This is a genomic window from Azospirillum aestuarii (assembly GCF_016632405.1).
GTDB classification, from domain to species: Bacteria; Pseudomonadota; Alphaproteobacteria; order Azospirillales; family Azospirillaceae; genus Azospirillum; species Azospirillum aestuarii.
This window is the reverse complement of record NZ_JAEPIV010000014.1, coordinates 92211-111174: the sequence shown is the minus strand read 5'-3', so window position 1 is coordinate 111174 and position 18964 is coordinate 92211. Positions and strand designations below refer to the sequence as shown.

The window sequence follows — 18964 nt, the reverse complement described above, 5'->3', positions numbered from 1 at the left end:
CCCATTCTCCTGAGGATCGGTCGGTGAGGGTCCAGGCCGGCGGTCAGCCCTTCACGATCTTCTCGTCGACGATGCCCGCCTTGCCGAAGGCGTTGCGGGTGTCGACGATCAGCGGCAGCCCGTCCAGGAAGGCCTTCAGATCGAAGGAGTCGTGGTCGGTGCACAGGATCGCGGCGTCGAAGGCGCCGTCCCGGATCTCCTCCAGCGCGACCGACGGCGTGCCGGCCATGCGGGCGAGGCGGCGCGTCTCCGGAAGCTCCGGCACATGCGGGTCGTAGTAGAAGACCTCGCAGCCGCGGTCCTGGAGAAGATCGATGATCTTCAGCGCCGGGCTTTCGCGCATGTCCTCGATGTTCTTCTTGTAGGCGACGCCCAGAACGAGGATGCGCGATCCGCGCAGTGCGCGGCCAAGCTTGGAGTCCATGGCCTGGGACAGCCGCTCCACCACGTAATGCGGCATGCGGGTGTTGATCTCGCCGGCCAGTTCGATGAAGCGGGTGGCGACGTCGAACTCGCGGGCCTTCCAGGTCAGGTAGAAGGGGTCGATCGGGATGCAGTGGCCGCCCAGGCCGGGGCCGGGGTAGAAGGGCATGTAGCCGAAAGGCTTGGTCTTTGCGCCCTCGATCACTTCCCACACGTCGATGCCCATCGCGTCGTAGACGACCTTCAACTCGTTGACGAGCGCGATGTTGACGCAGCGGAAGATGTTCTCGGTCAGCTTCACCGCCTCGGCCGCTTCCAGCGACGAGACCGGGATCACGCGCTCCAGCGCGCGGCCGTACATCGAGCAGGCGATGCGCAGCGCGTTGGGGTCCTCGCCGCCGACGATCTTCGGGATGCGGGCGGTGGTGAAGGTCTCGTTGCCGGGGTCCTCGCGCTCCGGCGAGAAGGCCAGCAGGAAGTCCGTGCCGCTGACGAGGCCGGTCTTCTCCAGGATCGGGCGCACCACCTCGCGCGTCGTGCCGGGGTAGGTGGTCGATTCGAGGACGATCAGCTGGCCGGGGCGCAGCACCTGGGCGATCTGCCGGGTGGTGACCTCGATGCAGCTCATGTCCGGTTCGCGGTTGCGAGTCAGCGGCGTCGGCACGCAGATGACGATGGCGTCCATGTCGGCCAGCGACTGGAAGTTCGCCGTCGCCGTGAAGCGGCCCTCCTCGATCATCCCGCGGACCTCGTCGGTCGACACGGTGCCGATGTAGGAAGTGCCGCCGTTCAGGCTGGCGACCTTTTCCGGGTCGATGTCGAAGCCCGTCACCGAGAAGCCGGCCCGCGCGAACAGCCGCGCCAGAGGCAGACCGACGTAACCCAGGCCGATGACGCCGACGCTGGCGGTGCCCGCCGCGATCTTCGACTCCAGCGCCGCCAGGGCTTCCGGAATGCCGGACGTGCCGACCGAACCCCCGCTCACCAACAGGTCGGCAAACTCATTGCTCGACATAAGACGTCTCCTTTTCCGGCTCTCTTGTTCGTAGAGGTTTCACCGTTATTCGCGCTGTATTGCAGAGATCAAATTTACCGACACAAAACCGAAGCCAAGGTCCGGTTCTGACATCGGGCCTTGGCTTTTGCTGTTCATAAGACTGATCGATCGGCGTTTCCTCTCACCGAATACATTAGGCTGCTTTGTCTAAGCACCCAGCAATCGTGATAGAAAAAGTGGCAGCCGTAAACGTCGTAAAAGGCCGAACTACCGTCAGTTGATCGGGTGATCTTTCTTGTGAGACTTTAGGGATGACCATCCCGAAAGGCGCTTCATTAACCCCTTTTGAGTAACCACGGGCAGAATAGACGAAAGGAGCCGGACCGGCGCGTCGGCGGCCGGACGGCTCCTTCGCACCTCGGTCATCCCTGTACGGCGACTCCCTCCGGTTGCAGCCCGGCGGTCTCGGGCAGCGTGTTGTGCATCAGGAAGCTGGCGTCGCCGTCGCCCATGGTCAGCAGCCAGTTGCCGCGATCGGCGAACTCGTCCCGGTCGATGCCGGCGTCCGGCCCAGCGTGCGCCATCACCCGCACGGGGAAGCCCACGCGGTCGGGCACCTTCATCATGCCCATGGCGAGGAAGGTCCGCTCCGCCCGCGTGTTCAGCGTCCGGCAGATCAGCGCGGTCGCGCGCTCCGTCGCGGCGATGCGCAGCGTGTGGCTGAGCAGGACCCACAGCCACTTCGGCTCGCACAGGTAATCGACGATGGCGAGGCAGGGCTCCTTGCGCCAGGTCTCGCGGCGCAGGACGACATAGCCCAGCGGCTCGTCCCCGCGCATCAGGATGAAGCGGCGGTAGTCCGAGGCGCAGGGAATCGCGTCGTAGCGCCAGCGCAAGTGAGTGAGGTCGCGCAACGCGATCAGCGGGTAATGCGGGGAGGCGCGCCGCCAGATGGCGTCGGCCCGCCCGTCGAACCGTCCGATCTCCTCGAACCGCGCGCCGGTTGCCCGGCTCAGCAAATGGCCGCCGATCCGCGCGCCGTGCAGCGCCGGCCCGGCGATCGTCCCGATGGCCCGCATACGGCCCTGGAGCGAGGACGCCTCCAGGCAGCGCCGCGTGTCCAACGGGAAGACATAGGCGGGCAGGGCGCCGATGTCGATCCAGCCGGCCTTGCTGTAGGCCTTGTAGGCGGAATCCGAGATGTGGATGGCCATGGCCAGCGGACGGCTGTCGAGTTGCGCTTCCGCCAGGGGCGTGAAGGCGCCGCGCATCCGCCATTCCGGCAGGACCATCAGGCTGTTGGCCCAGGAGGCCGGGATTTCCCGGTCCCGCGCCTTCAGGCGGAACGGAATCCCGCATTGCTGGCCGACGATCTGCCCCTGCCGCTTGCACACCCAGACCTGCGGCCCGTCCGCGTCCCGGTCGGGCACCTCGTCGAAGAGCCAGCGGTTGTAGGCCTCGTCCACCTGCCAGACCCGTTCCCCGAACATCTTGCGCTGGAAGCCGCGCAGTTCCCCCGTGTCCGAGGTGTCGAAGCGGAAAACGGTTTTCTTCAGCCGGTCGGTGATCGACTGACCGACGGTGCTGCTGCTGGTGCTCACATGCCCCCCCTTGTTCGAACGCGCCGTCCCTTGCCCGGCCCGCGGCTCGTCCGCGGCTCCTGGGGCCAAGGTCAGCGCACGGATTCCGGCCGCATTCCGGACGCTTCCTGCACTGTTCCTCCCGATGGTTGGTTGGCCGATGGTTGGTTGGCGGTGGTCCCGGCCCGGGTTTCGGATTTGGCCTCCGATTTGGCGTCGTTGCTGACCCGGTTGCCGGTGATGGACTTGCCGATGCTGTCGGCGATGATGATGGCGGCCCGCTTGCCGTTGCGGTGGAAGAGGTTGTCGCGCAGTTCCAGCGTGATCGAGCCGTTGCCCTTCTGGTGCTGCAGGACGCCGCCGTTGTTGTCGTAGAACTCGTTGTCGTAGACCCGGTAGGTCACGTCGATCCCGCGGTTCTGGCCGAGCGAGAGGCCCGCGTCGGCGTTGCGGAAGATGACGTTGCGGTAGATCTCGGTGCTGGACTTGGCCAGGATGCCGGCGCCGCGCCGGTTGTCGTGGATCAGGTTGTCGTGGATTTTCAACGCGCTCCCAGCCTGCCCCTGGTCGTGGTAGAGGCCGTGGGAGCGGCCCTCGCCGCCGTTGACGCCGTTGTTGAAGACCCGGTTGTGGGCGATCTCGCCGGTCAGGATGCGCCCGTTCCAGCCGGAATAGACGCCGCCGTCCTTGCGCCAGCCGTTGTCGGCGATGGTGTTGCGCGTGATGACCTGATCGGTGTTGTCCGCGGCGTAATGCACGATCCCGTAGGCGCCGTTGCCGGTGATGGCCGAGCCGTCGATCCGCAGCCCTTCCGACGTTCCCTGTACGACGATTCCGGAGCCGCCGTTGCCCGCGACCGTCACGTTCGTCACCGACACGTTGCGCGCCCGCGGGCCGAGCAGCAGGCCGGTGTCGGCCGCGCCGGTGATCGCCAGCCCGTCGAAGGCGACGTTCGTCCGCCCGTTCAGGCTGACCGCGATCGAGGCGCCCCGCGCGTCGATCACCGGGCTGTCGCCCTTTCCATAGGCGCCGTAGGTGATCGGCCGGTCGGTCGTGCCGGAGGAGGAGGCCAGCAGGCTGCCGCGCCAGTTCTCCCCACGCTCGAACAGCACGCGGCTGCCCGGCGGGAAGGCCGTGGCGTTCACCTTCTCCAGCGATTTCCACGCCTCCTTCGGGCCGCGGCCCGACCGGCGGTCGTCACCGTCCGTGGCATCGACGTAGAAGACCGGCGCGTCCTCGGCGTTCTGGGCGGCGTTCTGGGCGGCGTTCTGGTCGGCGCTCCGGCGCGCGCTGACGAGCAGCGACGGCTGGGCGGGGCGCTCGATGGCGGGGGGAGGCGGGGGGAGGTGATCCATGGGTCCAGCTCGCGCGGCCTTACAGGGCGACGCGGATCAGCGCGTAGGCGAGGCCCCAGGCCGCCAGCGCGCAGCCGGTGCACAGAATGGCCCAGCCGGCCCGGTGGAGATCAAGCATCGGGGGGGAGACGCGGTCCGTCGCCTTCGCAGCGGCGTCCGCCGGAAGGACGTCCGCAACCCCACCCAGCAGGTTCGGGCTGGCCGGCGTGGCTTGCTCGATCATAGCGATCTCCTCGCGGGGGGCCTTATAAGCGGAGGAACCGGCGACCAGAACCGCAGCGTGTCCCCATAGCGGTATTTTGTGTTACGTCGCGGACAAATAAAGGGAAATGAAAAGGGATCACGCTTAAGCGATCAGCGTACGATAAGGGGGCATTCCAAAGGGAGGAATAGGTCTTCTCTTTGGAATTGCAGCGTCGTTATCGCCCGTAATGCATATGAAAACGGCAGGAACTCCCTCGCCCGTGCTGGGAGAGGGAGTGTTCCGTAAGCCAGCCCGCCTATCCGGCCAGACCGTTCATCCGGCGAGCGCGCGCTTCATGTTGCCGGCACCGCCGCGCAACAGGCGCTTGACGAGCTGCTGCTTCGCGGGGGCCGGACCGTTCTCGAAGCAGATCCGCTGAACCCGCCGCTGCGGACCGCCGCGGCGCGGCCAGGAGGTGCCGAAGGTAAGGTCGACGCCGCTGCCGTACAGGTCTCCGAACAGCGTGTCGGGCAAGCCCTCGTCCGAATAGGGGAAGGCGAAGGAGCCGCAGCCGGGGCCGAACAGTGCCCGGATGCCGGCGACGCTGCCCGTCACCTCTTCCTTGCGCTGTTCGGGCGTCAGCAGGCGGTGGTTGGGATGGTCGAAGCCGTGGGCCCCGATCGACACCCCCTCCGCCATCAGGTCGGCGATCTCGTCGCGGGTCAGATAAGGCTTGTGGGTCGCCAGGAAGCCGGCCGTGTCGAACTCCAGCACGCTGGCGATCTCATCCAGCACGGCGCGCTGGTGCCAGCTTACCTTCATGACGCCCGCAGCGGGATTGGCGGCGACGGCGCCCGCCCGCGCCAGGGTGGCGGCGCAGACGGCGCGGCGGGGATCGGCCTCCGCCAGCCGGCCCAGCCGCTCCGCCAGAAGGCTCGCCTTGTGCCGGTAGAAGAGCGTTTTGTTGTCGAGGAAGTTCAGGTTCAGGTACAGCGCCGGCCGGATGCCCTTGCGGCGCAGGATGGGCATCGCCACCTCCGCCACCTCGCGCATGCCGTCGTCGAAGGTGACCAGCAGCGACGGGCGGCGGATCTCCGGCCCGCCCATGGCCGACCCGGTGACCGTGGGCAGATCCGTCGGCTCGAAGTGCTTCAGGAGGAAGTCGAGATCCTCCGTGAATTCCTTCGGCGTGCGGGGCCGGTAGATGTGCTTCAGATGATCCGGCACCGTGTCGCACACGGCGTGGTAGACGACGGCCAGCACCGGACTGCCGTAGGCGTGATGGCAGGCGGTCCCCAGCGGGTTGCGCAGCGCGTCCGTCCACCGGAGCCGCCGACCCAACCCGCCACCGGAAATCACGTCGGCAACGCTCATTCAATTCCTCCCGCGGAAGGGTCAGAGGGCAGAAGGTCAGAGGGCGTCCGCGCCATCGGGGGCGAGGCGCTTGGGCTGAATCATGGCGGTGTGGATTCGGGCCATGGCCTGCGCCTCGGTCGGCGTGCGGACCAGGCGGTACAGCATCCTCTTCAGGCCCGGCGGCGTCAGCCGGAAGCCGATCTGAAGCGAGGCCGTCGCCAGGAACTCCGAATTGGTCAGGAAGCCCGACCGCCAGCACCAGACCCGGAAGGCCCATTCGTTGACGGCGTAGCGCAACCCGCCGCGGCGGACGCGCTGGGCCATGCTGGTGCGGAAGAGCAGCAGTGCCTCCTGCACCGTCTCCATGCGCGCGCCGGCCTGGAGCAGGCGGACATACAGGTCGTAATCCTCCAGATTCCCGAAGCAGGAGCGGTAGCCGCCGATGGCGGTCAGCGCCCGCCGCCGCACCATCATGGTGGGGTGCGACAGGACGCAGTGCCACTTCATGCCCTGGCTGATCTCTTCGTGCGTCTCCGGGCTGCGCTTCACGCAGGTGATGGCGCCGGGGTCCTGTTCGAACTCCGCGTGCCAGGAGAAGGACGCGTCCAGCCCCCCCTGCTCGGCGAAGGCCCGCGCCTGCGTCTCGAAGCGGTGGGGCAGGCAGATGTCGTCGCTGTCCATGCGGGCCACCAGATAGCCCGTGCAGTATTGCAGCCCATCGTTCAGCGCGCGGGCCAAGCCCCCCTGGTTGCGCCGTCGCACCACCACGAGCCGGCAGGCGTTGGACGCCTGATAGCGGGCGATGACCTTTTCCTGCTCCTCCCCGATCCGTCCATCGACCACCAGCACGCATTCGCGCGGGAGAAGCGTCTGCGTATAGACGCTCTCCAGCGCGGCCTGAAGGTTGTCCGCCTTCTCGCCGGCATAGGTGGCCATAAGCACGCTGATCGATTGAGTGTCCCGACCGTCCCTCGGTCCGCTCACGTGATTCATACCTGGTCTCCACCCCTCTTGTCGTGGCGACGCGGACGGCGTGCGATGGCCGTGACCACGGACACCGCGGCCCTGGGAATGGAGGCGTGTGCGTGCCGCCCAATGCCCCGGTCCCGCGGCACGCGCGCGGAATCGGCTTCGGCGTTCCTTCCCCCGGTGGCCGTCGGTCCGGCACCTGTGCGGCGCCGGCCGTCCCGTCCTTGTCGTCGTTTGCAGTGCCGTTCTTGCCCTGTCTCGTCCCTTTCCTGGTCGGTTCTGCGGGGGTTTCCCTCCGGTCCGCATCCCGCATTAGGACACCCCTGGCCGTCGTATCGGCCGGTGCCGATGCACGCATAGGCACGGAATAGGTCTGTGGACGCTATCAAAGGGCGGATGGCGGGTAAACCTACATAAAGTGCAAGATAAATATCCCCTTCGCAGCGTCCCAAAGGGAAAGCCGACTGCCACTTTGGTCGATTTTGGAGAAAGCGGGGGATGCCGCGCGCCCTGCGGAGAAATAACGGCTGACCGCCATGAAAAGGCGGCGAACGGGGATGGCGTCCGGACGCCATCACTCCAATGAGGCGGGCCTTATTGTGCGATGCACAAGAAATGGAGGAAAAGGCAGCGTCTCTGGCCGGGCTGTGCTTCCGATTATTGCCGTTTTGTGTCGCGGACGAAAGCCGGAAAAGTCGTCCCGACACGCCAACGCCCGGCCAGAGTCTGGCCGGGCGCGGACGTTGCCAAAGGGTCGGAGCCGCCGATCGTCAGATGATCGGGTTGGCCTTGGAGACCGAGGAGATGGTGTTGTTGGTCACCGTCTGCTTGATGCTGTCGGCGATGTTGATCGCCGCACGGCCGTTGTTGTTGTAGAAGGTGTTGTCGTACAGGCTCAGCGTGATCGACCCGGCTCCCTTCAGGTGCTCCATGATGCCACCGTTGTTGTTGAAGATCTCGTTGCCGTAGATCTTGTAGGTGACGTTGGTGCCCTGGTTTTGGCCGATCGAGATGCCGACGTTCGAGTTGCCGAAGATCGTGTTGTTGTAGATCTCGGTGCTCGACTTGGCGAGGATGCCGGCGCCGCGCGGGTTCGAGGAAATCACGTTGTCGTGGATCTTCAGCGTGCTGTTGGCCTGGCTGTGGTCGTGGTACAGCCCGTGCGACCGGCCGTCGCCGCCGCCGCTGCCGTTGTTGACGATCGTGTTGCCGGCGATCTCGCCGCTCAGGATGCGGCCGTTCCAGCCCGAATACACCGCATCGGTCCGCCAGCCGTTGTCGCTGATGACGCTGTTGGTGATGTACTGGTTGGCGTTGTCGTAGGAGTAGTGGACGATGCCGTAGCCGCCGTTGCCGTCGATCGTGGAATGATCGATGCGCAGGTTGTTCGACGTGCCGCTCACCACGATTCCCGAGCCCCGGTTGTCCAGGATCTGGGAGTTGGTGACCTTCACGTTCATGGCGCCGCCGTTGAGCAGCAGGCCGGTGTCGTTCGAACCCGTCATCGTCAGGTTGTCGAACGTGACGTTGTCCTTGTTGTTCAGGCTGACGGCGTAGCTGGCGCCGCTCTTGGCCTTGATGATCGGATCGGCGCCGGTGCCGTAGGCGCCGTAGATGATCGGCTTGTCAGAGGTGCCGGAGGTGGAGACCAGCAGGCTGTCGGTCCAGGTCTCGCCACGCTCGAACAGAACCAGCGAACCGGCGGCGAAGTTGGTCGAGTTCACCTTGGCCAGCGACTTCCATGCCTGGTTCGGGTTGTTGCCGGAGTTGCTGTCGCTGCCGTGCGTCGCGTCGATGTAGAAGACCTGCGAGGCCGGGGTCGCCGGATAATCCGACGTGCCGCCGCCCGGGTTCGACGGGGCGGGCGGGGCCGTCGGCGTGGTGGGGGTGGTCGGCGCGGTCGGAGTCGTGGGGGTGGTGGGCGTGGTGGGCGTCGTGGTCGCGGCGGGGAAGAACTCCTTGGGCGCGGCGACGACCAGCGTGCCGTCCCACCACATGCCGGACTGGCCCTTCACCACGTCCTTGCCGTCCAGCGCGCCCTTGTCGTAGGTGACGGAGGCGTCGGTCGGGTTGACCGCGTTGCCGTTGATGGTGATCTTGTTGACGATCAGGTTGCGGTCCTGGCCGTTCACGAAGCCATCGTTGTCGTACTGGATCTGGACCTTGTGGGCCTGACCGGCGGCGATGTTCGCGTTGAAGGTGAAGTCCTTGGCGGCGGTGCCAGCGGAACCCTCGCCGATGACCTTACCGTCGACCATCACCTTGAAGTGCGGGGACACGCCGCCCGCCAGGTTGCCGGCGGCGTTGACGACGATCTTCGTGGCGCCCGTCACCGCTTCGGCGGTCGCGGCGGGGAAGAACTCCTTGGGCGCGGCGACGACCAGCGTGCCGTCCCACCACATGCCGGACTGGCCCTTCACCACGTCCTTGCCGTCCAGCGCGCCCTTGTCGTAGGTCACCGACGGGTCGGCCGCGTCGAGCGCGTGGCCGTTGATGGTGATCTTGTTGACGATCAGGTTGCGGTCCTGGCCGTTCACGAAGCCATCGTTGTCGTACTGGATCTGGATCTTGTGGGCCTGATCCGCCGTGACGTTGGCGTTGAAGGTAAAGTCCTTGGCATCGGTGCCGGCGGAGCCTTCGCCGATGACCTTGCCGTCCACCATCACCTTGAAGTGCGGGGCGACACCGCCCGCCAGGTTGCCGGCGGCGTTGATGACGATCTTCGTGGCGTTGTCGGCGGTCGCGGCGGCATCGGCGAGCGCCAGCGGCTGCGCGGTCTGGAGGGCCTGGGCCTGGAGGAGACTGGCCGGCGTCGCGAAGGAATCGGCGGTGGACACGGCGGTCTCGCTGATCGACAGGTGCGACGTGTCGGCGCCGAGATCGCCGGCGTAATTCGTGTGGTCGGTCAGGTCCTGGTGGTGGAGGTCGATACCCAGATCGTCCATGGTCTGCACTCTCTTCCTTGTGGGGATGCCACCGCGGTTGGTGGCCGGCGGGGCAGGCACGCGGTCGGTGCGTCCCCATCCTTTCGGTTAGCGCTCTAGCCATTTGGCTTACCCCTTAAGACTATCGGCTTCGTTGTGGCCTTAAATGGGACGATTTTAGGATAATAAATCTCAAATGCGATGCATTACCGCCACAGTGATGCCGATACGCCCCGGTGGCGCGCTGATTTGGCGTTGCAACCGGTGGGGAAATGCCTCTACGCCACCCACCGCAACGGCGGTATCCGAGTTGAACGGTGCGCAGCCAGCAATGGCGTGGCTACGGACAAAAAAGGGGATGGTTATGGAATCAGACCATCCATTGACTCGGGTCAAACCGCCGGAACCGGTCCGGGCGTAGCCTCCCTCCATGCTTTGCAAGGAGGTATGACATGGAGACGATGGTCTTTCTGGTGCTGGCGCTTCTGCTGACCGGCTTCCTGACGGCGCTGTCTGTGCTGGGCTTGGCCACGTTGCACGCGACGGTGCGGGCCGTCCTTCCCGCGCGCCGCACGGTGGCTCCCGTCCGGGTGTCGTGACCGGACAGCGCCTTTGAGTCAGAGGGGGAGGGGGCCGTCGTTCTTGACCTCCTCCATCACCGCGTAGGTGCGGGTTTCCCGGACGCCGGGCAGCGACAGCAGCACATCCCCGAGAAACCGCCGGTAGGCCGCCATGTCGGCCACCCGCGTCTTCACCAGATAATCGAACCCGCCGGCCACCATGTGGCACTCTAGGACCTCCGGCGCGTGGCGGATGGCCTGGGCGAAGCGGTCGAACACGTCGGGCGTCGTCTTGTCGAGCAGCACTTCGACGAACACCATCAGCCCGAAGCCCAACCGGTGCGGATCGAGCCGCGCCGTGAATCCCGTCACATAGCCGTCCTTCAGCAGCCGCCGCATCCGCTCGCCGGCGGAGGTGGGGGACAGGCCGACCCGTTCCGCCAGATCAACGGCGGAAATCCGCCCGTCCATCTGCAAAATCGCCAGGATGCGCCGGTCGGTCCGGTCAAGCTCCGTCATTTTCGTGCTCCATGCCGCCTTTGGCCGTTGATATCGCGGCGTTGAGGCAAAAACAACCGTGGAGGCACGGCGGGCTCCGCGATAGTCTGCGGATGCTGCGGCGGAACAAGCAAAACAAAGCGGATGCCGCGGCCTTGAGAAGACGAATTGGATCGGGTGAGAGACACCGTGACCATCGACATTGCCCCCAATGCTGCGGACGGTGCCGGATCGGCGCCGGGCGGCGGCACGATCCTTCTGCTGGGCGCCGGACGCATGGGCGGCGCCATGCTGCGCGGCTGGCTGGCGCAGGGCGTGCCGGCCTCCGCCATCTCGGTCGCCGACCCCAGCCCCGCGCCGGATCTGGTCGAACTGGCCGCGCGGACCGGCGTCCGCTTGAACCCGGCGGACGGCGCTGTGGTCGATACCCTCGTGGTCGCGGTCAAGCCGCAGATGGTCGAGAGCGCCGCGTCGGGCGTGCAGGCGTCGCTGGCACCGCACACGCTGGTGCTGTCGATCATGGCGGGCAAGACGCTGGCCGACCTGCGCCGCCTGTTCCCGGCGGCGGGCAGCGTGGTGCGGGCGATGCCGAACCTCCCGGCGGCGGTCGGGCGCGGCGCCACCGTCGCGGTCGCCGAGACGGGCTGCCCGGCGGAGCGGAGGGAGCGCGCCGCGTCCCTGCTGACCGCCGTCGGAAGCCTGGAATGGCTGGCCGACGAGGCGCTGGTCGACGCCGCCACGGCGCTGTCCGGCTCCGGCCCCGCCTATGTCTTCTATCTCGTGGAGTGCCTGACCCGCGCCGGGGTGGAGGTGGGGCTGCCCGCCGACGTGTCGGAACGGCTGGCCCGCGCCACGGTCGAAGGGGCGGGTGCACTGATGGGCGCCACCGGCCAGCCGGCGGCCGAGCTTCGCGCCGGCGTGACCTCCCCCGGTGGGACCACGGCGGCCGGCCTTTCCAAGCTGATGGCCGATGACCACCTCCAGACTCTGTTGAACGCGACCCTGCGCGCGGCGGCCCAACGTGCCGCCGAACTGGGCGGAACCGGCCCGAAAGCCTGAGAAACCTCCCCTTTTCACCATCAGGGACCGGCTCGCCCCCGGCCTGCGGATTCGAGCGGACGACACCGATGAACAGCATGACCAACCCGACCGCCACCCGGGCCGACACCCGGGCCGCCAGCCCGTCCGCCGCCTCCGGCAGCACGGCACCGTTCGCGGACTTCGCCCCGCCCATCCGCCCGGCGACCGAGCTGCGCGCGGGGATCACCGCCGCCTACCGCCGGCCCGAGCCGGAGTGCCTGCCCTTCCTGTTCGAGCAGGCCGCGCTGCCGCCCGGCATCGTCACCGCCGCCGCAGCCACCGCCCGCAAGCTGATCACCGCCCTGCGCGCCAAGCCGCGGGGCCGCGGCGTCGAGGGGCTGATCCACGAATACAGCCTGTCCAGCCAGGAGGGCATGGCGCTGATGTGTCTGGCGGAGGCGCTGCTGCGCATCCCCGACCACGCCACGCGCGACGCGCTGATCCGCGACAAGATCGCCGGGGGCGACTGGCAGGCGCATCTCGGCAAGGGCGGCTCGATGTTCGTCAACGCCGCCACCTGGGGCCTGCTGATCACCGGCAAGCTGACCTCGGCGGGCGGCGAGCAGGCGCTGTCCTCCGCCCTGACGCGCCTGATCGCGCGCGGCGGCGAGCCGCTGATCCGCCGTGGCGTCGATTTCGCCATGCGCATGATGGGCGAGCAGTTCGTCACCGGCCAGACCATCCAGGAGGCGCTGACCAACGCCCGCCCGATGGAGGCCGAGGGCTTCCGCTATTCCTACGACATGCTGGGCGAGGCCGCGCTGACGGCGGAGGACGCCGCGCGCTACTACGCCGACTACGAGAACGCCATCCACGCCATCGGCAAGGCGTCGGCGGGGCGCGGCGTCTATGAGGGGCCGGGCATCTCCATCAAGCTGTCGGCGATCCACCCGCGCTATTCCCGCGCCCAGGCCGACCGGGTGATGGACGAGCTGCTGCCGCGCGTGAAGGCGCTGGCGCTGCTCGCCAAGGGCTACGACATCGGCCTGAACATCGACGCCGAGGAGGCCGACCGGCTGGAGCTGTCGCTCGACCTGATGGAATCGCTGTGCTTCGATCCGGATCTGGCGGGCTGGAACGGCATCGGCTTCGTCGTGCAGGCCTACGGCAAGCGCTGCCCCTACGTCATCGACTTCCTGGTCGATCTGGCGCGGCGCAGCGGCCACCGGCTGATGATCCGGCTGGTCAAGGGCGCCTATTGGGACAGCGAGATCAAGCGCGCCCAGCTCGACGGGCTGCCCGACTTCCCGGTCTACACGCGCAAGGTCTACACCGACGTCTCCTACGTCGCCTGTGCGCGCAAGCTGCTCGCTGCCCCGGAGGCGGTGTTCCCGCAGTTCGCCACCCACAACGCCCAGACGCTCGCCACCATCTACGAGATGGCTGGCAGCGACTTCCAGGTTGGCAAATACGAGTTCCAGTGCCTGCACGGCATGGGCGAGCCGCTCTACAAGGAGGTCGTCGGCCCGCTGAAGCGGCCCTGCCGCATCTACGCGCCGGTCGGCACGCACGAGACGCTGCTGGCCTATCTGGTTCGCCGCCTGCTGGAGAACGGGGCCAACAGCTCCTTCGTCAACCGCATCGCCGACCCGGCGGTCCCGGTCGACGAGTTGGTCGCCGATCCGGTGGCGGTCGCCAGGGCCATCGCCCCGGTGGGCGCGCCGCACGCGCTGATCGCCCTGCCGCAGAACCTCTACGCGCCGGAGCGGGCCAACTCCGCCGGCATCGACCTGTCCGACGAGACGGAGCTGGCCCGCCTGTCCGCCGCTCTGTCGGCCAGCGCCGCGATGACATGGACCGCGGCACCGCTGCTGGCCGACGGCGAGCGGGCGGGGCAGGCCCAGCCGGTGCGCAACCCGGCCGACCGCCGCGACGTGGTCGGTTCGGTGACCGAGGCGAGCGAGGCCCTGGTGGCGGAGGCCTTCGGCCACGCCGTCGCCGCGGCGTCCGCCTGGGCCGCCACCCCGCCGGAGGAGCGCGCCGCCAGCCTGTTCCGCGCCGCCGACGCGATGCAGGAGCGGATGCCGACCCTGCTCGGCCTGATCGTCCGCGAGGCGGGCAAGTCGCTGCCCAACGCCATCGCCGAGGTGCGGGAGGCCATCGACTTCCTGCGTTATTACGGGGCGCAGGCGCGCGACCGTTTCGACAACGCCACCCACCGCCCGCTGGGGCCGGTGGTCTGCATCAGCCCGTGGAACTTCCCGCTGGCCATCTTCTCCGGCCAGATCGCCGCGGCGCTGGCCGCCGGCAACCCGGTTCTGGCGAAGCCGGCCGAGGAAACCCCGCTGATCGCCGCCGAGGCGGTGCGCATCCTGCACGCGGCGGGCATCCCCGCCGGGGCGCTCCAGCTTCTGCCCGGCGCGGGCGGGGTCGGCGCCGCCCTGGTCGGGCATGAGGCGGTGCGTGGCGTGATGTTCACCGGCTCCACCGAGGTGGCGCGGCTGATCCAGCGCCAATTGGCAAGCCGCCTGCTGCCGGACGGTGCGCCGATCCCGCTGATCGCCGAGACCGGCGGCCAGAACGCCATGATCGTCGACAGCTCCGCCCTGGCCGAGCAGGTGGTGGGCGACGTGATCGCGTCGGCCTTCGACAGCGCCGGCCAGCGCTGCTCCGCCCTGCGCATCCTCTGCCTGCAGGAGGACGTGGCCGACCGCACGCTCGCCATGCTGAAGGGCGCCATGCGCGAGCTGCGCATCGGCAACCCGGACCGGCTGGCCGTCGATGTCGGCCCGGTCATCAGCGAGGAGGCCCGCGCCACCATCGCCGGCCACATCGAGGCGATGCGCGCCAAGGGCCGCAATGTGGAGTTCCTGCCGCTGCCCGCCGAGACGGCAGAGGGCACCTTCGTCGCCCCGACCGTGATCGAGATCGGCGGCATCCATGAGCTTGAGCGGGAGGTCTTCGGCCCAGTCCTGCACGTCGTCCGCTTCCACCGCGACGATCTGGACGCCCTGGTCGACTCCATCAACGCGACGGGCTACGGCCTGACTTTCGGACTGCACACCCGCATCGACGCCACCATCGAGCGGGTGACCGGGCGGATCGGCGCGGGCAACGTCTATGTCAACCGCAACACCATCGGCGCGGTGGTCGGCGTGCAGCCCTTCGGCGGCCACGGCCTGTCGGGCACCGGCCCCAAGGCGGGCGGTCCGCTCTACCTCTCCCGCCTGCTGAGCCGCCGTCCCAAGGGCTGGCTGGAGTTCCGCGGGCCGGACGCGGCGCGCGCGGCGGGGCTGGCCTACGGCGAGTGGCTGCGCGCCAAGGGCTTCACGGCGGAGGCGTCGCGCTGCGCCGGCTATGTGGCGCGCAGCGCCATCGGCGGCGGCGCGGAGCTGAACGGCCCGGTAGGCGAGCGCAACCTCTATGAGCTGCATGGGCGGGGCCGCGTCCTGCTGCTGCCGCAGACGCGGACGGGCCTGCTGCTCCAACTCGGCGCGGTCCTGGCGACGGGCAACAGCGCCGCGGTGGACGCCCCGCAGGAACTGGCTGAACTGCTGCGCGGCCTGCCGCCGGCCCTGGCCGCGCGGGTGCGGACGACGGCGGATTGGCGGGACGTCGGGCCGCTCGCCGCGGTTCTGGTGGAGGGCGACCGCGAGCGCGTGACCGCCGTCAACCGGCGCGTCGCGGAGCTTCCCGGCCCGATCCTGCTGGTGCAGGCGGCGAGTGCCGAGGCGCTGGCGGCGGGACGGGGCGAAGGCTACGACCTCGACTTGCTGCTGAACGAGCGGTCGATCAGCGTCAACACCGCGGCGGCCGGCGGCAACGCCAGCCTCGTCGCGATGAGCTGACGGGGCGAAAAGGACGGGCTGCGGGGTGGGCGGTGCGCCGCCTACCCCCCAACCTCCCGTTCGATCACCAGTTCCTCGTCGTCGATGCGCAAGAAGGACCCGACCTCCAGGTCACCACGCGCGATGGCATCGTTGATGATGATCTGCGCTTCCGCGAGTGTGATCGTCCGGTCATCAAAGAAAACCGGCCCGTCGGCGTGACGGATGATCCTGAACGTTGCGGTGGTCATCCGGCTATTCTCCTTCGGCAATGCCCTTTTGATAACCGATGCGCGGCGCATTCGTCGCGAGCCCGCCGATGCTCCCGCGCCGGAGCGGCCATGGAACGAAACGCGAGGTGCGTCAATGACCGGAATGTTCTATTTGCGGATAGTTGACCGGACGCGAACCAACGGGTAGCCAAGAGGTCGGGGGCACCGCAGCGCAAGGAGGATCATTAGGGTGAAAGACGACGCCGAACTCATCCGCCATCCGTTTTCCGAACCGCCGGACAATGGAACGGTCCGGGAGGTGGCGCCGGGTGTGCTGTGGCTGCGCCTGCCGCTGCCCTACGCACTGGACCACGTCAACCTCTACCTCTTCGAGGAGGGGGACGGCTGGGCGCTGTTCGACACCGGGCTGGGTGACGACGTCAGCCGCGACTGCTGTGACCGGCTGCTGCGCGGCGCGCTGGGCGGCAAGCCGATCGTCCGGCTGGTGGTCAGCCATTTCCACCCCGACCATGTCGGTCTGGCCGGCTGGCTGCACGAGCGCTTCGCCCCGCCGCTGCACATGACGCAGAGCGAGTATTTCTACGCCAAGCTGCTGCAGCAGGGCCGCGACCCCCAGACGCTGGAGGCGCAGGACGCCTTCTACCAATCCGGGGGCCTGTCGCCCGACGAGATCCAGCAGATGCTGAAGCGCGGCCTCAGCTACCTGAACCGCACGACGGGGCTGGCCCCCAGCTTCGAGCGGATGATCCCCGGCCAGACCCTGCGGTTGGGCGGACGCGACTGGCGCATCCTGACCGGTGGCGGCCATTCGCCGGAGCAGGCGATGCTCTATTGCGCCGCCGACCGGCTGTTCCTGGCCGCCGATCAGGTCATCGCGCGCATCTCCCCCAACGTCAGCGTCTCGGCGATGCAGCCCAAGGCCGACCCGCTGGGACTTTACCTGTCGTCGCTGGCCGCGATCCGCGAGGAGGTGGCGGCGGACTCCCTGGTCCTGTCCGGCCATCGGCTGCCCTTCTACGGGCTGGACCACCGCACCCGCGCGCTGGAGGCCCACCACGCCGACCGCTGCGCTCAGATTGCCGAGGCCTGCCGAGCCAAGCCGCTGAGCTGCAAGGAGCTGGTGCCGGTGCTGTTCCGCCGGGCGCTGGATTCGCACCAGCTGAGCTTCGCCTTCGGGGAGGCGCTGGCCCACCTCAACCACATGGTCGGGCGCGGCGAACTGCGCACCGAGACGCGCACCGACGGCGTGCTGTCCTACCACAGCGCTTGATCCGGTGGATGGCGCCTCACCGGCAGACGCGGTACGGCCCCATGTCGAGGTGGAAGTGGTCGCGGTGGGCCTCGTTGTAGTCGGGGCCCAGCACCGCGCGGAAGACGTCGCAGGCGCCGTCGCGGATCTCACGCAGGAATGCCCCCTTACGCCCATCCGACGGCGTCCAGTCGCCGGGCAGGGCGATGGTGGTCCCGTCGGCCAGCGTGAAGCCGGCGATGTCGAGGGCGTTGGCGGTGGCGTGCTCGCTGCGGCGTCCCTCCGCCCGGCCGTAGACGTTGCGGCAGGCGTAGCTTCCCAGATGCCGCACCCGCGTCACGGGCTGGCCGAAATGCCGCCGCGCGGCGGGCTGGAGCGTGTGCGTCTCGAACAGCATCCAGGCGGCGGCGAGCGGGCAGGTGACGGTGAAGCCGCTGTTGAAGGCCACCGCCGAGCGACTGACCTGCACCGCGTCGGTCAAGCCGCAGCCCTCGCCGGTCTGCCGGTCGGTCACCGGACTGAAGCGCAGGCCCGCGACGCCCAGGACGGCATGGCATTGCCGGGGCGCGCCGTCCAGCCGGGACAGCTTGAGGCGGGTCAGCAGGTTCGGAGTCTCCCCGATGTCCAGCGGCGCCCAGGGGTCGTAGCGGGGCGGTATCGTGACGGTCCCCGTTCCCACCGTCGCCGCCCCGCCCATGGCGGCCAGAAGCAGCAGACCCGCCGTCCAGCGGAGCAACCGTCCCATGCGTCTGCCGTCTCCCCCGTTGCGCTGCCTTGGTCTGAACGGCCGGGACGGCCGCGCGGCTCAGCCGGATCGTATTCCCCCTAATTGCTTATGAACCGGCGGTGGGGGCGGACTGTTGTCCAGGCGGCGGTTCATCCGTTCGTGCAATTGGACGGAGCGTGACTTCCATGCCACACTTCCATTGTTACCCTTCGTCACGCGGTGAGGGAGAGGCCGATGTCCGATGCACATGATGAAGTCCTGGCCATGCAGGGCCGGACCGAACGCGCGAATGCCACGATTCCGCTCACCGCGTCCTCCGCGCTGGCCTCCGCCGCGGCGTTGTTCCGGAAGATCGAAACGCCGCAGCCGCCGCCCGCCGAGGAGTGGATCGTCGGCGACGCCGGGACCTTCGGCATCGGCGCCTACGGCCGCCTGCCCACGGCAGCCCCTGTGGCGACGGTGGCGCCCGAGCTGCTGGCGCGGCGGGAGTTGGCGGCACGGCTCGACGGTGGGATGGCCGAAGACACCGCCGGCTGACGCGCAACCGTTGGCTCAGCCGTCTTTACGGTAGAGATCAACCAGCGCCGTGAGGACGGCGGGATCGTCGTAGCGGCCCAGGAACAGATCGCCGATGGCTCGGCGCAGCAGGATGCTGATCCGGGCGCGGGCGCGGCCATGGACGGCGCCCTCCAGCCGGCGGCAGCGGTTGCACAGCAGGCGGACCCGCTCGACCGCGGAGCGGGTGATGCGCAGCGCCTCGACGCTGACCAGAACGTCGGTGGTGGCGGCGTACTCGGTAGCCTCCGGCCAGGGCACGCGGCGCCCGCGGCCGTCACGCCACGTCTCGTCCGCCCCATCGTACCAGCGCCCGTCGGGCAGGCAGCGCACGACGACCCCATCGGGCCGCCCGCAGCAGCGGCAGCGCAGGTTCCCCGAGGTTTCCCCCACACGCACCGGATCGAGATAGGGCGCACGGATCTGCATCCGGCTCCCGGAGCGTGTCTGCCTGCCCCGCATCGGCTGTCCCATTCCCTGGATTGGAGTCCCCGCATGGGGAGGTCC

Annotated in this window: 16 protein-coding genes; 5 read left to right on the top strand and 11 right to left on the bottom strand. The window is 68.4% G+C overall.

Annotated elements, in window-relative coordinates:
• Positions 1-43: 43 nt before the first annotated feature.
• The 7 genes from JJL56_RS21570 to JJL56_RS21540 all read right to left on the bottom strand — a co-directional run bounded on the left by JJL56_RS21570 (position 44) and on the right by JJL56_RS21540 (position 9809).
• Positions 44-1438, bottom strand: coding sequence for a nucleotide sugar dehydrogenase (locus JJL56_RS21570; protein WP_109068784.1), 1395 nt, complete (start codon positions 1436-1438; stop codon positions 44-46).
• A gap of 404 nt (positions 1439-1842) precedes the next feature.
• Positions 1843-3021, bottom strand: coding sequence for a GNAT family N-acetyltransferase (locus tag JJL56_RS21565; RefSeq protein WP_145624757.1), 1179 nt, complete (start codon positions 3019-3021; stop codon positions 1843-1845).
• 71 nt (positions 3022-3092) lie between these two features.
• On the bottom strand, positions 3093-4355 hold the full coding sequence (locus tag JJL56_RS21560; RefSeq protein ID WP_200486207.1) for a right-handed parallel beta-helix repeat-containing protein: 1263 nt from the start codon (positions 4353-4355) through the stop codon (positions 3093-3095).
• A gap of 19 nt (positions 4356-4374) precedes the next feature.
• Positions 4375-4578, bottom strand: coding sequence for a hypothetical protein (locus JJL56_RS21555; protein WP_145624760.1), 204 nt, complete (start codon positions 4576-4578; stop codon positions 4375-4377).
• A 294-nt stretch (positions 4579-4872) separates the two neighbouring features.
• Positions 4873-5913, bottom strand: coding sequence for a polysaccharide deacetylase family protein (locus JJL56_RS21550; protein WP_200486206.1), 1041 nt, complete (start codon positions 5911-5913; stop codon positions 4873-4875).
• A 36-nt stretch (positions 5914-5949) separates the two neighbouring features.
• Positions 5950-6831: a glycosyltransferase gene (locus JJL56_RS21545; protein ID WP_145624764.1), complete on the bottom strand. Its 882-nt coding sequence runs from the start codon at positions 6829-6831 to the stop codon at positions 5950-5952.
• Positions 6832-7634: 803 nt separating this feature from the next.
• The gene (locus JJL56_RS21540) at positions 7635-9809 is read right to left on the bottom strand and encodes a carbohydrate-binding domain-containing protein (protein ID WP_200486205.1); all 2175 of its coding nucleotides are present in this window, start codon (positions 9807-9809) and stop codon (positions 7635-7637) included.
• Between the two features lie 431 nt (positions 9810-10240).
• Between JJL56_RS21540 and JJL56_RS21535 the strand changes: the two genes are divergently transcribed.
• A complete protein-coding gene (locus JJL56_RS21535; RefSeq protein ID WP_186452869.1) occupies positions 10241-10387 on the top strand; it encodes a hypothetical protein in 147 nt (48 codons plus the stop codon).
• An 18-nt stretch (positions 10388-10405) separates the two neighbouring features.
• Here the strand turns inward: JJL56_RS21535 and JJL56_RS21530 are convergent, their stop codons facing one another.
• Positions 10406-10867, bottom strand: coding sequence for an Lrp/AsnC ligand binding domain-containing protein (locus JJL56_RS21530; protein ID WP_145624767.1), 462 nt, complete (start codon positions 10865-10867; stop codon positions 10406-10408).
• A 168-nt stretch (positions 10868-11035) separates the two neighbouring features.
• On the opposite strand from JJL56_RS21530, the gene proC reads away from it, so the two are divergent.
• Both proC and putA read left to right on the top strand, forming a co-directional pair.
• Entirely contained in the window at positions 11036-11905 is an 870-nt protein-coding gene (gene proC / locus JJL56_RS21525; protein ID WP_345772618.1) for a pyrroline-5-carboxylate reductase, read from the top strand.
• A 68-nt stretch (positions 11906-11973) separates the two neighbouring features.
• Positions 11974-15714, top strand: coding sequence for a trifunctional transcriptional regulator/proline dehydrogenase/L-glutamate gamma-semialdehyde dehydrogenase (putA, locus tag JJL56_RS21520; protein WP_200486204.1), 3741 nt, complete (start codon positions 11974-11976; stop codon positions 15712-15714).
• A gap of 41 nt (positions 15715-15755) precedes the next feature.
• Here the strand turns inward: putA and JJL56_RS21515 are convergent, their stop codons facing one another.
• Positions 15756-15944, bottom strand: a complete 189-nt coding sequence (locus JJL56_RS21515) for a hypothetical protein (protein WP_109068776.1) — start codon at positions 15942-15944, stop codon at positions 15756-15758.
• Positions 15945-16155: 211 nt separating this feature from the next.
• Between JJL56_RS21515 and JJL56_RS21510 the strand changes: the two genes are divergently transcribed.
• Positions 16156-17196, top strand: a complete 1041-nt coding sequence (locus JJL56_RS21510; protein ID WP_200486203.1) for an MBL fold metallo-hydrolase — start codon at positions 16156-16158, stop codon at positions 17194-17196.
• Positions 17197-17212: 16 nt separating this feature from the next.
• Here JJL56_RS21510 and JJL56_RS21505 read toward each other — a convergent pair whose 3' ends face one another.
• Complete coding sequence (locus JJL56_RS21505) at positions 17213-17920, bottom strand: extensin-like domain-containing protein (protein ID WP_145624773.1); 708 nt, start codon at positions 17918-17920, stop codon at positions 17213-17215.
• A 216-nt stretch (positions 17921-18136) separates the two neighbouring features.
• Here JJL56_RS21505 and JJL56_RS21500 point away from each other — a divergent pair, with 216 nt between their 5' ends.
• A complete protein-coding gene (locus JJL56_RS21500; protein WP_200486202.1) occupies positions 18137-18439 on the top strand; it encodes a hypothetical protein in 303 nt (100 codons plus the stop codon).
• A 15-nt stretch (positions 18440-18454) separates the two neighbouring features.
• Here the strand turns inward: JJL56_RS21500 and JJL56_RS21495 are convergent, their stop codons facing one another.
• On the bottom strand, positions 18455-18886 hold the full coding sequence (locus JJL56_RS21495; protein ID WP_145624777.1) for a hypothetical protein: 432 nt from the start codon (positions 18884-18886) through the stop codon (positions 18455-18457).
• Between the last annotated feature and the right edge of the window lie 78 nt (positions 18887-18964).

Coding starts and splice junctions, on each gene's coding strand:
- JJL56_RS21505 (WP_145624773.1), bottom strand. CDS start 17,920: ATGGGACGGTTGCTCCGCTGGACGGCGGGTCTGCTGCTTCTGGCCGCC.
- JJL56_RS21570 (WP_109068784.1), bottom strand. CDS start 1,438: ATGTCGAGCAATGAGTTTGCCGACCTGTTGGTGAGCGGGGGTTCGGTC.
- JJL56_RS21560 (WP_200486207.1), bottom strand. CDS start 4,355: ATGGATCACCTCCCCCCGCCTCCCCCCGCCATCGAGCGCCCCGCCCAG.
- JJL56_RS21500 (WP_200486202.1), top strand. CDS start 18,137: ATGTCCGATGCACATGATGAAGTCCTGGCCATGCAGGGCCGGACCGAA.
- JJL56_RS21535 (WP_186452869.1), top strand. CDS start 10,241: ATGGAGACGATGGTCTTTCTGGTGCTGGCGCTTCTGCTGACCGGCTTC.
- JJL56_RS21555 (WP_145624760.1), bottom strand. CDS start 4,578: ATGATCGAGCAAGCCACGCCGGCCAGCCCGAACCTGCTGGGTGGGGTT.
- JJL56_RS21495 (WP_145624777.1), bottom strand. CDS start 18,886: ATGCAGATCCGTGCGCCCTATCTCGATCCGGTGCGTGTGGGGGAAACC.
- JJL56_RS21530 (WP_145624767.1), bottom strand. CDS start 10,867: ATGACGGAGCTTGACCGGACCGACCGGCGCATCCTGGCGATTTTGCAG.
- putA (WP_200486204.1), top strand. CDS start 11,974: ATGAACAGCATGACCAACCCGACCGCCACCCGGGCCGACACCCGGGCC.
- JJL56_RS21515 (WP_109068776.1), bottom strand. CDS start 15,944: ATGACCACCGCAACGTTCAGGATCATCCGTCACGCCGACGGGCCGGTT.
- JJL56_RS21540 (WP_200486205.1), bottom strand. CDS start 9,809: ATGGACGATCTGGGTATCGACCTCCACCACCAGGACCTGACCGACCAC.
- JJL56_RS21545 (WP_145624764.1), bottom strand. CDS start 6,831: ATGGCCACCTATGCCGGCGAGAAGGCGGACAACCTTCAGGCCGCGCTG.
- JJL56_RS21550 (WP_200486206.1), bottom strand. CDS start 5,913: ATGAGCGTTGCCGACGTGATTTCCGGTGGCGGGTTGGGTCGGCGGCTC.